The 14,038-nt window shown below is 69.1% G+C and carries 5 protein-coding genes and 1 pseudogene; 1 reads left to right on the forward strand and 5 read right to left on the reverse strand.

Annotated features, from left to right (window positions below; all coding sequences use genetic code 11):
* Positions 1–14: 14 nt before the first annotated feature.
* The 4 genes and pseudogenes from ACOBQU_RS08500 to ACOBQU_RS08515 form a co-directional block, all read right to left on the reverse strand.
* Positions 15–1,619, reverse strand: a pseudogene (locus tag ACOBQU_RS08500) (pPIWI_RE module domain-containing protein); the annotation flags it as partial.
* Entirely contained in the window at positions 1,511–4,780 is a 3,270-nt protein-coding gene (locus tag ACOBQU_RS08505; protein WP_423625451.1) for a hypothetical protein, read from the reverse strand. The gene ACOBQU_RS08505 and the pseudogene ACOBQU_RS08500, both read right to left, overlap by 109 nt.
* Positions 4,777–5,934: a hypothetical protein gene (locus ACOBQU_RS08510; protein ID WP_423625453.1), complete on the reverse strand. Its 1,158-nt coding sequence runs from the start codon at positions 5,932–5,934 to the stop codon at positions 4,777–4,779. Before ACOBQU_RS08510 ends, ACOBQU_RS08505 begins: the two co-directional genes overlap by 4 nt.
* Entirely contained in the window at positions 5,931–7,451 is a 1,521-nt protein-coding gene (locus tag ACOBQU_RS08515) for a PD-(D/E)XK nuclease family protein (protein WP_423625455.1), read from the reverse strand. Before ACOBQU_RS08515 ends, ACOBQU_RS08510 begins: the two co-directional genes overlap by 4 nt.
* Before the next feature lie 315 nt (positions 7,452–7,766).
* Here ACOBQU_RS08515 and ACOBQU_RS08520 point away from each other — a divergent pair, with 315 nt between their 5' ends.
* A complete protein-coding gene (locus ACOBQU_RS08520; RefSeq protein ID WP_423625457.1) occupies positions 7,767–10,904 on the forward strand; it encodes a DEAD/DEAH box helicase in 3,138 nt (1,045 codons plus the stop codon).
* A 535-nt stretch (positions 10,905–11,439) separates the two neighbouring features.
* Here ACOBQU_RS08520 and ACOBQU_RS08525 read toward each other — a convergent pair.
* A complete protein-coding gene (locus ACOBQU_RS08525) occupies positions 11,440–13,668 on the reverse strand; it encodes an NB-ARC domain-containing protein (RefSeq protein ID WP_423625459.1) in 2,229 nt (742 codons plus the stop codon).
* Positions 13,669–14,038 lie beyond the last annotated feature (370 nt).

The following is a 14,038-nucleotide window of genomic DNA, read 5'->3' on the forward strand; positions in this document are numbered from 1 at the left end:
GCAGCGTGCTTCTTCGCCTCCGAGCTCCGTGGGGACGCCTTCGGCGGGAGGACAGCGGGTTCGGTGGCGAGGAACTGGGTGGGCACCCCCAAATGCCCCATCAGCCGCCGCAGATGAGGCTTGGCGTCGAGTTCGCGGCGTGGGAGATCGGGGTGATGCTCGGTCTCCAGCCATGCGGCGACCAGCCCGTCCTGCCCGGACGGCAGGTCCAGCGACTTGAGACACGCGGCGCGGTTCACGGTGTCGTGCGAGAGCAGGTCGGGGCAGTAGCGGGCGATGACGTCCAAGCGCGCGTTCACGGGCGTCGGTGGCTCCCCGGCCATGGGGTTCACCGAGCGCCCCGTCAGCTCCGCGAGTTCGGCGAGCATGCGGTCACGGCCCTCGGCCGTGCCGTAGACACAGGCGAGCGTCACCCGCTCACTGCCGCTCGGGCCCACCGCGGCGGCCGGAAGGCCGTCTACGGCATAGCTCGTGACGCGGCGCGCCAGCTTGATGCCCTTGTCGACTTCGTAGGGCAGGGGTACGAGTTCGGGCAGGGTGGCCACGATGTGTTCGTGCAGCCGCAGCATGAACCTGGGTCCGGGCCCGCTGCCCAGGGCGTGAAATCGAGTGCTCGAAAGCTGAGGTCGTACGTCTCCGGGCACGGGCGGAAGTTCGTCGGGGATGTCCAACGCCGACAATTGGCACGCCTCGAGGATCCGCGCGATGGCCGGGTCGAGGTGATGACGCCATGTGTCGGCCTCCCTGTCGTAGCGGTGCCGAAGGGGCAGCCTCAGGATCGGGGCGTTCGCCTCGCGGAGGATCCAGACGTTCTTCGCCCAGTTCCCCTGCGGCGAGATCCGGGACAAGTGAGCGTCGAAGCACAGCACCGGGTCTGGGACGCCGACGCGGGAGGTCAGCCGCGCGGTGACCTTGTGCATGCTGAAGGCCGTTCCGGTGCGGTTGACGACGAGGTCGCCCGCCTCCCAGGCGAGCAGGGAGCCGTCCGTGTCCAGCGACAGAGCCACGGGCGCCCGGTCGTCGACACGGAGCGGGGCCGCGGCCAGCCGTCTCATCACCTGCCACTCCGCGGTGCGGAACACCCAGCCGGGCATGACCGGTACCTGGCCCGGGCGGAACCTCACGAAGTCGGAGAAGGAGCGTTCCGGCTCGGGGTCGGGCAGCAACCCCGCGAGTACGGCGGTTCCCTTCCCGTCACGAATGTGCCCTTCCCAGGCGCGTACGGCGGTCCTCAGCCGGTGGTCATAGGCCGCGTCGCTGGTGAGGAGCAGCATGCGGCTCCCCGTGTCCTGTTCCTCCTCGGCGAGGTGGTACTCACCGAACAGTTTGGCGGGGCGGCCGGTCGCGGCCACAAGGCCGGTGGCCAACGCGGAGTACCGCAAACGCCGTTGGCCCTCGCGTTTCGGCAGGCTCTCCCAGGCCGTCGCGAACTCCTCCGTGAGGGGGTAGGCCGTGACGGTGCCCAGCAGGGCGTCCCGGTCCGCGCGGCGGACACGGTAGGCGAGCGTGATCAGCACGAGGCGTCTCCCTGGGTGTTCTCTTCCGCGTAGTCCAGAAACGCCTTGAGCGTCGTGCCGTAGTAGGCGTGCATGGCGGATAGGACGCTGTCGCGCCGCCACTTGTCCCGCAGCTTGAGGATGAGGGTGGCCAGATCGGAGCCGCCCGCGGAGTCGAGCAGGGCACCATCCACCAGGTGAAGGGTCGCGTCGGTGCCCCCACGCCGGGCCCGGCCGATCAGCTGGACGGCCCCGTTCAGGATCTCCGCGACCACGCCCAGCTTCACGTCGTCGGGCTGGGCCTGGAAGTAGGGCGGCCGACGGACGATCTCGTCGAGGTACTGTCCGGCTACCTTTCGGCGCCTCGCCAGCAGGGCCTGCGGATCGTCGGACGGGCCTGGGTGCTCGGCCAGTGCCTTCGACTGGATGTGGGCGACGAGTTCCTCGGGCTCGTCGATCAGCGGAATGGGACGGACGATCAGCCAGACGGATCCCAGGGCGGACTTGTCGTCCTCGCCGATGATGTTCACCCCTCGCTGCACCCGGGCCAACGGGGCGATCAGGATGTCCGCGCCGTCGACGGAGGGGAAGGCTTCCAGGCGGTCGGCGGGCAGTTCCCGCCAGCGACCGGCGTCGATCGCTGTCTCCTGCCCCTCGGTGTGCGCGCCGGGCTTGACCGCCAGGCAGATACGGGTCGAGTCGACCCCGGCCGTGGACAGGCCTTCCGCCACGTGGTGTGCGGCGGCGTACGAGGTCGTGGCGAGCAGAACACGCGCCCTGTCCTGGCCCTTCCCTTCCAACTCCGTCAGCTCATCGCGGAGGTACCGGTCCCACAGGGACGCCGCGATGAGCTGTGTCGCCATGGCGCGTTCGGCTCCCTCAAGGCCGGAGATCCGGCGGTGCCTCCCGTCCTCGTCGTAGACCGGAGCGGGCAGGATCCGCACGGTGTTGGGGTTCTCGTCCGCAACCGACCACTTGGGAGTGGTGTGGATGTGGTGGTGCGGGGCGCCCGGGAAGTACGACGTGGCCGACATCCCGAGGACGATGCGGCGGACTCCGGCGTGCGCCAGGGCGGTGGTGTCGCCGAGCCCCACGGTGTAGGTGTGCGGGTCACCGCCGAACGCCGCCGTCGACAGGCGCGCCGGATCACCACCGGTGTCGTCGTAGTACTCGGTGAACGCGAAGACGAGTCGACCCAGCGGGCCGGTCGGGGTGACCCGCCAGCGGCCGTATGTGCCCAGCGCGTCGGCGATGTCCTGGGCGGATTCGACGCCGATGTCCACGAGCTGGGCGTTGTTGGCCATCAGGCGGTGCAGGAAGAGGCGGATCCGTTCGAGGATGGCCCGGCGCAGGATCCGGTTCACGGTGGTGGTGCGGTGCTCCTCGGGCACGTCTCGGACGTGAACGAGACGCTCAAGGGCATCGCGCGCCAACGGCAGAGACACACCGCCCGTCCCTCCAGTGACCACCGACGCGAGGTGTCGCCGCGCGTGCCTGAAGACCGCGGGCTCGTCCGGGGCCGGTGTTCCCTCGCCGAGGAAGAGCGAGTGGAACTGGGCCAGCTGCTGGGTGTCGACCTTCTCGTCCTCAAGGCCGAAGAGCCGGGCGGTCAGCCAGTTGTCCCAGCGCTGCGGCACCATCCAGTAGCGGCCCGGGCCGCGCGGGCGCCGCCCCTTGGCGGGGGTTGTCGCACCGAGCCGCTCGTAGGTCAGATGGCTCACATAGGTCTCTGACAGATAGCGGAGGGTGAAGTACGCGTCCCTCACTCCGGCGTCCACCTCGTCCTGGAGGCGGCCGAACGCCGCCGCGAAGTCCTGGTCGAACTTGCGCAGGGGGGTGTTGGTCCGGCCCGCGTGGTCGAGGACGAGGTTGCGGCCCGCGTTGTCGATCGCGATGCTCTGGAAGACGTCCACCTCGTCGATGACGACGATCTGACAGCGTCGCAGCAGCAGTTCCTCAACGGTCAGCCGGTCGTCCCCGCCGTAGCCGTCCTCCACCGGCGCCTGGAGGACACCGAGGAGCAGGTTCGCGTGGGAGGTCACGATGACGTCCGCCGTGCATGCCTGGCGCACCGCACGGTAGCGGCCGCAGGACGTCCGCCACGGGCACGCGACCGTGGTGTCCTTGCGTCCCCGAGACGGCTTGCGCAGCTTCGCGCAGGGCTCGCTGCCGGGCTGCCACCGGTCGACTCCGTCGTCGGCACCGGCCACCGCCGCGAGCGCACAGCCGTACCCGAACCGTTGCCAGATCCAGTCGGCGTCCGGGCCTTCCTCAGTCACCCGGGCCGCCGCCGTCTCCGCCACCTCGATCAAGGATCGGGGAGACACCAGGGGTACGACGCCGCCCTCGGTCTCCGTCTCATCGAGTTCCAGCGCCCGTTCGATGCCGTGAACGGCCTGGACGACGTTGGCGTTGGTCGGCAGGACGAAGGCCACGGGGACGCGGTGGCGAACGGCCCAGCAGGCGAAGGTCTCGATGAGGACGACGGACTTCCCAAAGCCCGTGTAGGCGAGGAGTTCGTTGAGGCTGCCCGCCGTCAGATCGAGGCCATCGACACGCGCGTCCCCCCGGGAACGGATCTGCTCCTGGAACCGCTCCACCGCTTTCACACGGTACGCGCTTCTGCCCCGCTGCTGCTCCGCATGGTCGAGACGCGCAGCGATGTCCCTCAACTCCCCGAAGGGGACAAAGCAGTTGGAGAGCTCCGGGGCGTCCTTGACCGTGGGGATCGCATGCCCCGGATCGACGTGATGGGGGTTGATCTCGTAGTGGAATTCGACGAAGGTCTGCTGTCCGCCGTCCGGCCGCAGGACCCTCGTCGTGGTCGTGTGCGGACCGGCCTGTGCCGTGGGCAGAACCTTGTTCCTCGCCGCGTACAGCTCATCGAGTCCGTCCAGAAGGCCGTCGACGAAGTCGGGCAGGGGCATGCCGGGGTCAACCGCGACGAGGCCGAGCTCGCTCTCGGTGTCGACGGCGCTGCAACCGGGTACGTCACCGCTGCGGAGCAGGCCGTCGAGAACGCCGCCCGCTGCCCGGGCGTTGGCCAGCTGGTTCGGGCGTCGGCGCAGCAGCCTGGTGAACCGCCGCGCGTCCCTGTGGGAGAGGTCGGCCCAGCCCGACCAGTCCGCGATGTGTCCGTCCAGCACGTAGAGCACGTCGTCGCGGGTTGTCGTCCGTCGGAAGCCGCCGCTGTCCTCGACGGGGAAGAAGGAGGCCGCGAGTCCGGCCGCGGCCCCCATGATGCGGGGAAAGACCCGCTCGGTGATGGATGCAGGAGTGCTCATGCCGCCTTCAGTGCTCGTCGTACCTCGGTGCAGAACTTCGTCTCGGTGGTGACCCGGAGCGCTGGCAGAGCCGCTTCCAGGGTTCCCCTCTGGTGTTCGTGCGTCTTCGGCAGGAGGATGCGGACACTGGGTGGCTTGGCCCGGAGGTCCGCGATCAGCCGGTGTACGGAGCGGTACTCCTTCAGGTCCACCCGGAACTCGGTGCCGCCAGCCAGGACGCGCAGGTCGTAAGAGTCACGTTCAGGCCAGAGCTCAACGGCCGCGCCGAGTGCCTCAAGGCTTCGCTTGACCCTGAGCTCGCTCGCCCCGGGCACCACGAGGAATCGCCAGATGCCGAATTCCACACAGAGACAGCCGTCCGCGGGCCTGGCCACCGGGGTGGCCAGGCGTGGCCGCCCCTCGTCAATCCTCTTCACGGTGGGCCGGGAGCCCGCGCTCCTACCGCGGGGCACCTGGTAGACCGCCGCGTGGGGCCGGTAGCGGCAGCGCACGGTCGTGCGCGTCACCGCCATCGGCCATCTGCAGACGGCGCAAGGCCACCACCACCTCTGCCCATCGGACGCGTGGTAGAGGTGGTCGGCGGGGATTTCCGTGTATCCCCGCCGTGGAGGACGCACCCCGGTCTCGCTGATCCGTTCACTGAGTTCGGCGTGGGATCCCGCGGGGTGCTCGATGAGGAACTGCCGAGACGAGACGTAGCCCCGCTGGCCGTTGACCTCGACGAGCGCGACGAAGGTGTCGCTGCGGATCTGTTCGGCACGCATCCTGGTCCAGGTCGGCATCCACTGCGTGGAGTCGGGCGCCCCTCCCACGGGCAGGGCGTATTCGCACGCCAGGTCGTACGCGTCAGGGGTGAGCCGATCATCGCCGTCGAGGAGCACGAGCCGCGCGATGTCGTCGTCCGAGCCCCCTGCGAGGACCGGCAGCAGACCGAGCGGCTGTCGCAGACAGGCGACGAGGTCGTGCGGGGTGGTCGGCCCCGAACCCGGCCCGTGGGCCTCCATCACGACACCGGTCATCCGAGCCACCTCGCGCATGGCGTCGCGCCGCTGCCGCCGGACCGTCCACGCGTAGGCGGCGCGCAGGGCTGCCGCCACCACACGATGAGCACGCTCCGCCGATGCGTCCCGTGCCCCGACCAGCCATTCGGTCATGCGTCGGCCTCCCCCGTGTCCTTGGCGTCCTTGGCGTCCTTGGCATCCTTCGCGTCCTTCGCGTCCGGACACCATCGGGTGAACGGGCAGTCCCCACACGCCTCGCCGGGCTTCGTCGGATACTCCGCGTCGGCGTGCCACGGCGAGACGTGCGCCTCCAGGACGCGTCGCGCCTGGGCGACCACGTCCGGAGCTGCCACGTCGAGCGCGGTCACGACAGGGCCGCTGCCGGTCAGCCGCTCCAGCTCCACCCGGCAGCCCTCCGCCCCCGGGAGCACCCCGGCGCGGGCGAGCAGCACAGCCAGGGCCAGCTGCGGATACTGCTCCAGCGGATCTCCCTCGCCGGGCGCCTTGGCGGTCTTCGTCTCTCGCAGTGTCCAGTGGTGGCCCACCCGGTAGAGCAGGTCCGTCTTGGCGATCACGACCACGTCGGCCTCGGGGTCGTACACGACGACCGGCCGCTCCGGGTGGGCCTCGGTGTCGTCCGGACGGTCCCGCAGCGGGCAGACGAGCGCGTGATCGCCGATCATCTGGACGCCGAGCCGGGCTTGATGCCCGGTCACCGCCCATCCCGCGCACTCCCACGCGTCGTGCTGTGCCGGTGCGTCGTCCGGGCTGCAGGGCCGCTGAGGAGTCCGGCGGTGCAGGTTCTCGATCCACGCGTGGACGGCTTGGCCGCGCACGATCGCCTCGGTGTTCTCCATGGAGCCGTCCCGCGGCAGGAACAGGTCCGCCAGGTGGGCCCGGGCCGGGCAGGCGCGGTATGACCGCCCCGTCGTCATCGACCAGGATCGACGCGGTAGGCCGGAGTGGGTGACGCCGAGGAAGCCCGGCCGGGAGGGAACCTCGGGACACCGGGCTACGGCGGCGCACCTGCCGCAGTCCTCCCCGGGGCGGAAGCCGCCGCCCGCGATCAAGCGATCGATGTGTGCGGTCACATCGGCGTCGTAGCGGGCATAGGCCTCCTCAGGAGTGCCTTCGAAGAGGACTCGGTACGAGGCGTCGGCGCAGCCGATCTCCACGAGACGGACCATCCGGACCGGGTCGAAGCGCCCCAGCCGCAGTCGCTTCCGCTCCCACCGGGCGCTCAGCACCGGGCTCCCGCCCGCCAGGACGCCCACGGCCAGCGCGATCTCCCGGTCGTCCCGGGGGCGGTCCGCGACGGATGCCGTACGCACCATGCGCAGCTCGCGGATGCCGTGACCGGCGTAGCGCCGGTCACCCACGACTTCTTCGTACACGTCGGGGTCGCCGGGCTTCAGGGGCCCCCGCTGCCGGGCCCACAGGCGCGACACAGGGTCGAGCAGCGCGCCGTCCGGTACCCCAGGGGGTGCCGGAATCCTGGCGACCGCGGTGAAGTAGCTCCGCACGGCGTGCTCGGTCCACTGGGCGAGCGCGGGGTGGAGGGGGCGCCTGGCGTCGGCTCCCCGTTTCGCCAGCGCGTCCGCCACGGACAGGCTCCCGAACTCGACGCTGTCCAGGACGTCGTGCAGCGGGCCCAGTGACCATGCGGTCAATGTGCGGACAGCCGTGGTGCTTCGCGGTGGTCGAGGTACGTCGAGGCGCACCTTCGCCGCCAAGTATTCCGGGCACCGCCCTTCCCCGTACCGGACGTCAGCGGGACGGAGGCGCACGTGGCGTCCCTCACCGGGAACGCCGTCATCTGTTGGTGAACTACCCAAAGATATTCCCCCTTGGCTTGCTCCAGAGCGTGGAGCACTTTTGGAAAACAAGCTACCTACCCCCACCTTTCTGCCGTATCATGCCGTTCCCATAGCCTCCTTTCGGGCCTCGCAAGAATGCCTCGACATCGAGTGATCTTGGGAATTCAGATGACGTTTCACGGGCTCTTCGTTGGTATCGACCATTACGAGTCTCATTTCAATCTCCTGCGGTACGCGCAGCGAGACGCCACCGTGCTTCACGCCTTGTTCAGCGACAATCTCGAAGGCCAAGCGACCCTCCTCCTCGACGATGCGGCCACCAGGGAGAGGATCACAGCAGAAATGCGCCACTTGGCGGAGGTCAGCACGGATGCGGACTTCGTTGTGATCGCCTTCTCCGGTCATGGAACTCTCGGTGGGGCCCTGGCCACGTATGACACCCTGCCGGATCGATTGGCCGAAACTTCCTTGTCGCTGGACGACTTTTCCGAACTGGCGCGCGGAATCCAGGCGCGTGCCCTGCTCTTGGTCCTTGACTGCTGCTTCTCCGGACACGCGGCGGACAAGGTGCTGCACGTGCCGCAGGGGAGCACGAGCCGGGATGGCTCCGTCTCGGCGACTCGGCGGATAGATGAACTGCGCAAAGCCGGGCTTGTCGTCATCACGGCCTCCGGAAGGGACCAAGAGGCCTTCGAGGAACCAGCATTCCGGCACGGCCTGCTCACCCACTATCTGATCCAGGGCCTGCTCGGCGCTCCCGATGCCGTCGACGAAGGCGAGATCTACATCCTCAAGTTGGCTCATTACGTTTCCAAGAGCGTCAGCGCCCACCGGCGCGACCCTTCCCAAGCAGTCCAGGAGCCCGTCCTTGGCTGCACCACCTCGAACATTCCGCTCAAGGTCTTTACCAAGGGCGAGCGATACCTCGCGACGGCGGACGGGACACGGCCGCGGCCCGTCACCGCGGAACTGTCATCACTCGCGGAGTACAAGATCCCAAGTCCGGTCGTGGAAGCATGGGGCAAGCGCATCGACAAACTCCATCAGGTCCAGATCGACGCCATCAATCAGGGGGCGCTGCTGGAGGGAATGAACGTGCTCGTCAGCGCCCCCACATCGACCGGAAAGACCATGGTGGGCGAACTGAGCGCGATGCGCGCCGTGGCCCAGGGAAAGAAGGCGGTGTTCCTGCTTCCCACCCGCGCACTGGTGAACGAACAGTATGAGAGGTTCCGGGACCTCTACGGACCTCTGGGATTCAGGACCATCCGGGCCACGGGCGAGCTGCGGGATCAGATGCCCGACTTGATCAGCGGCGAGTTCGAACTCGCTGTTCTCACGTACGAGAAGTTCATCGGGCTGCTGCCCAAACGTCCGAACCTGCTGGGCGTGGGTGTGCTGGTGCTGGACGAGATCCAGTCCTTCACGCTGCCCAAGCGCGGTCCACTCCTTGAGACCCTGCTCACCTGGCTGCGCATGCGCGACGGGGCCGCCGACACACCTCAGCTCGTGGGGCTTTCCGCCGTGCTCGGAAGGCCCGACGAGTTCGCCCGCTGGCTTCGTGCCAACCTCGTCACGGCCACACGCCGGAACTCCCCCCTGATCGAAGGCGTACTGGGCCCGGACGGCCGCTATCGGCACCGGGACCAGCAGGGGAACGAGGCGGTCGAACAGATGCTGGAGCCCGAGGAGTACACGGGGCCCGACGGGCACATCCAGCTGGTGACGCGCCTGGTCGGCGCACTGGTCGCCGCGGGGCAGCAGGTCATCGTATTCCGGGCCACCCGGGCAGGGGCCCGCGAGCTCGCCCTCAGTCTGGCCCGCACGCTCGGCCTGCCCGCGGCGGGCGCCGCCCTCGAAGCCCTGTCCGGCGGTGACGGCGGGCGGACGACGGAACTGCTGCGTACCTGTCTGGCGGGCGGGGTGGCCTTCCACATCGCGGATCTGACAGCCGAGGAACGTCGGCTGCTCGAACTGTCCTTCGCTAGCGCGGAGAGCGAGGTGCGGGTGCTCGTGGCCACGAGCACCCTGACTCAGGGCGTGAACCTGCCCGCGGATGCCGTTGTCGTGTGCGAGCTGGAGCATCCCTCGCCCGACGGGCGACCGTACTCCGTGGCCGAGTACAAGAACATGGCTGGCCGGGCCGGGCGCTTCGGCCTGTTGAAGCGAGAGCAGCTCGGGCACGCCATCCTCGTGGCCCGGGGCGCCGCCGACGCCGACCAGAAGTGGCAGCAGTACATCCAGGGGGAACCCGAGGGCGTACGGTCGGCGCTGCTCGCCCCCTCCACCGACGTACGCCCCGTGATCCTTTCGGCGCTCACCGAACCCGTTGCCCTCGCCCGCCGCCGCTCGGGGCCCGACATCGACCGATTCCTGTCCGCCACGTTCGCCGCGCATCAGGCCAGGGCCAGCGGTTGGGCTGACCCCTTCCCAGAGGCAGAGATCCGGCTCATGGAGCGTGAACTCGTCGCCGCCGGTTTCCTCAAAGAAGCGCCCCACAGGCAGGAGGGGCTGCCCCGCACCCTCGCCCTGACGCATCTGGGCAAGCTCACGGTCCGCAGCGGCCTGTGCGTGGATTCCGTCGCGGCGGTGGCAGAAGCACTGGAGGCCGTGCCGGTGGATCAGATCAACCGCGCCACGCTGGTCTGCGCCGCACAGCTCGCCTCCGAACTGCACGACACCCGGTTCAACTGGACCCCCAAGGCGCCGTACGGGGCGCAGGCCCAGCTCGCCGAAAGGCTCACGGCGCGTGGCGCCGCCGAACCCGTGCTCTCCAGACTGCTGAGCGAACCGGCCAGGAGCGGCATCGGCATCAGCCACGCGCGACGGAGCATCGCCTGCCTGATGTGGGCCGAGGGGATCAGGCTCGCCGAGATCGAGCGCGCGATCAGCGACCCCAGCAAGAGGACCAGGACGGATTCTCCCGGCCCGGTCCAGCACGCGGTGCAGCGGGCCGCCGACGTGATGGCGACGGTCATCGAGATCGCCTTCCACGTCCACCCGACCGCGGACCTGGGCAGCCTGCCCGACACCTTGCCCGCTCAGCTCGAACTCGGCATCGTCGAGGGTCTGGTGCCCGTCGCCTGGCATGTGGAAGTCCCGCTTCGCCGGGCCGTCTACCTGGCCCTGGCCCGGGACGGGCTGACCTCGCCCGCGGACATCGTCGCAGCCGACCCCGAGCGGGTCCTCGACTGCGTCGGCGGCGACCACCATCGGCGGTGTGTGCTGCTCGACGCCGCGGCAGCCGCGCTGGAAGAGGTCCACGCGGACGGTCTTCGGGACCTGTGCCCGCCGTCGGTCGGTTGACGCACCACGGGGTCCGGGCCGAGTTCCGTGGAGGAACCCGGCCCGGACCCCTGCCCCACGCGTCTGGGCCCGTGGGCACGCCCGCGGGCTGCGGTCGGCCCCCCGTGCCCGTTCGTCGGATGGGAACGAGTGCCCTGAGGCCATGACCACCGCTTCCTCCGCCATACGCTCAAGCACCATGTCCACGTGTCGGCGGGCGGTGCGTGGTTCACGGTCGAGCTGTGCCGCGATGCGGGTGAGCCGCTGCCCGAACCGCTCGGTCCCCGATCCATCCAGGCCCAGGGCCCAGCAGCCGAGCCTGGCCATCTCCCCCGGAAGCCTGCCGACCAGCGACAGCAGGTACGCCCGGAGCTTGGCGCGGCGCACTGCCGGGCCATCGCCATCGGCGACTCCGGCCATGCGGCACAGGGCGTGACCAGCCCGCGCCAGCGCACCGGGGTCATCGATGCCGAACCCCTTGCGAAGGTCCTTGAGTCCCGACAGCACCTCGGCCGTCGTGTGCGTCGTGTACGGGGCGGGTGACGTGCCTACGGCATCAGGAGGCCAGTCGAACACGCGCTTCCCCGAGCATCACTGGTTCGAGTCCGCCGTACAGGGCGTCAGCCTGAGCCCATAGCCGGACCGCGCCCTTCCTGTCTCCCGACGCCTGGTGGATGTTGCCGAGACCGGTCAGGGCACGCGCCCTCTCGTAACGGCTTCCACAGCTCTCGGCCAGCGCCAAGGCCTCCTTGTAGGAGCGGTCGGCGGCACGGTGGTCACCCGCTCGGAAGTGAGCCCAGGCCTCACAGTTCACCGACATCGTGACGTCCAGCTCAAGCCCCAGGGCAGAGAATTCCTCGCGAGCGCTCTGTGCGTGCTCGACGGCGGCGGAACAGAGCTCCAACTCCGCCTCCAGCAGGGCGATGCCACGTAGCGCGATGGTCGCGTTGCGCCGGTTTCCCAGGCGCCGATAGTGCTCCAGCGCCGTGCGCAGACCGTCGAGGGACTTTCCGTACTCGCCCAAGTACATCTCGGCCCACGCCAAGTTGGAGACGGTATTGACGACGCCGTGCTCATCGTCCAGTTGCCGGTACAGGGCCAATGCTTGCTGGAAGCAGTCGACGGCGACGGTCAGATCGCCCCGATCCGCGTGCGCGACGCCGAGGTTGCCGAGACTGATGGCGAGCCAGGCACGCGTCCCCGCCGCCCTCGCGGATTCGACCGCCGCCCAGTGGGTCTCGATCCAGGGGCCCCACAGCTTCGCCAGGAAGAAGAATTCCCGCAAGACGAATGCCAATTGCCAGCACAGGGAATGCAACCCACGCGTCCCAGCCATACGGCACAGCGCGACGAGGCACCGCCACTCCCCGGCGAACCAGGCGACAGCCGCCGCCCGGTCATCGAAGGGTGCCACCCGCATGGGAAAGTCATCCAGAATGACAGGCGGCCGATAGCGCTGCGGGGTGAGCACCTTGTCCGCCGCGACGGCGAAGCGAAGAGCGTGCGCGATCAGGCGTTGAACGGCATGGTGCTGGTCTTCGGCACTCACCTCCGGAAGGAGGAAGCGCCGGGCGAACTGCCGCACGAGACCGTGCATCGACACACGGCCCGACTCGTGGACCACTAGGTGGACATCCGCGAGGCCGTCCAGCAGCATCACGGTGTCTGCCGGTTCGAGACCGGCAAGGGCCGCGACACTGCGGGCGTCCGCACCCGGCCCCGGATGCAGCGCCAGCAGGGCGAGCAGCCGCCGCTGCTCGGGAGACAGTTCGTTGCAGGACACCGCCAGGGGGGCGATGACACTGCGGTCCCCATCGTCAAGCAGCTCGATCCGGCGCCCCTCGTGCGAGAGCAGTTCGTGGAGCTCCGCGACGGTCCGCATCGAACCGCTGCGAAGTCGAGCCGCGGCGATGCGTACCGCCAGCGGCAGTCCGCCGCACTGCTCGACGACCGCCCGGACGGTGTCCCCCGCCGCACGCGCGGCACGCTCCCCGCCCACCGCGCGGAACAGCGCGTCGGCGTCCCCGTTGCCCAGGACTCCGACAGGCACGTGGGTCGCGTCATCGAGCGCGGTCAGGCGCTTCCGGCTGGTGATGAGGATCTTGCACCCCGGTTCGGTCGAGAGCAGCGAAGCGACCTGCGCCGCGCTCCGGACGTTGTCGAGGACGAGCAGCACGCGCTTCCCTCTGAGGTGGCTTCGCCAGACATTGGCCAGCGCGTCAGGCCGGGACGGTACCCGCTCCGTGGGCGCGCCGAGCAGCCTGAGCAACGATTCGAGGACGTCCCGCGCGTCCCCGGGCGCGTCCTCCCCGAGGTCGAGAAAGAAGCATCCGTCGGGGAAGGCCGCCACCGCGCTCCAGGCTCCTCGGAGCGCCAGGGCGGTCTTGCCCGCGCCCGGCATGCCGCTGAGCACGCACAGCCCTGGGCTGCTTTCGCCCTTGAGGTATGCGGCGATACGAGCCAGTTCAGCGGAGCGGCCCATGAAATGAGAGGGGCAGGCGGGAAGCCCCATGACGGGGACAATGACGCCGCTCTTCATACCCCTCGGCTTTCCCCTGCTGTTGAGCGCCGCCAGTTCGCCATTCATCCCCAAGGCGCTATCGCACTGATCGGCGAATTCCTGAGTCGCCGCTTTCAGTCCTCTTTCCACCTTGCTGAGATAACCCTTGCTGCAGGAGACCAGACGAGAGAACCCGGTTAGCCCGAACCCTCGCTCGCTCCGCCTCCGACGAAGCTCACTGCCGAAATCACGGGAAACCTCTTCCACAACCTCAAGTACCTCCACAGCGAGGCCCGCAGTCAACGACGGCGCCAAGGATGCTCAGTGAGCGCGAGGCAAGCCAAAGATCGTCGCGACACGGCGTCCAGGACGTTGCACAGAAAATCCGATTCGGCGCGCGGAAGGACCTGCCGGAACGGAACTCAGGTCCTCCCACTCGCCGGAGTAGCATCCCGCAAACCCGACCGAGATGTAAGGAGTTTCCCGTTTCCAACCGTGGAGGGAAACGGGAAACCCCAGCCCCCTTCCGTCCGTGCGGTGAGGCCCTGCGCCCCGGACAAGATCGACCGCGCCACGATCGCGCGACAGCGATCACACTGGCCCTGGAGTACGCATCCGATCAGCGGGCAACGCGCCGCCCACCACACCGCCACCT

Source organism: Streptomyces sp. G45 (genome assembly GCF_049542095.1).
Lineage (GTDB): Bacteria > Actinomycetota > Actinomycetes > Streptomycetales > Streptomycetaceae > Streptomyces.

Bases quoted from the DNA above. Each gene is read 5' to 3' on its own strand.
- ACOBQU_RS08505 (WP_423625451.1), bottom strand. From the start codon at position 4,780: ATGAGCACTCCTGCATCCATCACCGAGCGGGTCTTTCCCCGCATCATG.
- ACOBQU_RS08510 (WP_423625453.1), bottom strand. From the start codon at position 5,934: ATGACCGAATGGCTGGTCGGGGCACGGGACGCATCGGCGGAGCGTGCT.
- ACOBQU_RS08520 (WP_423625457.1), top strand. From the start codon at position 7,767: ATGACGTTTCACGGGCTCTTCGTTGGTATCGACCATTACGAGTCTCAT.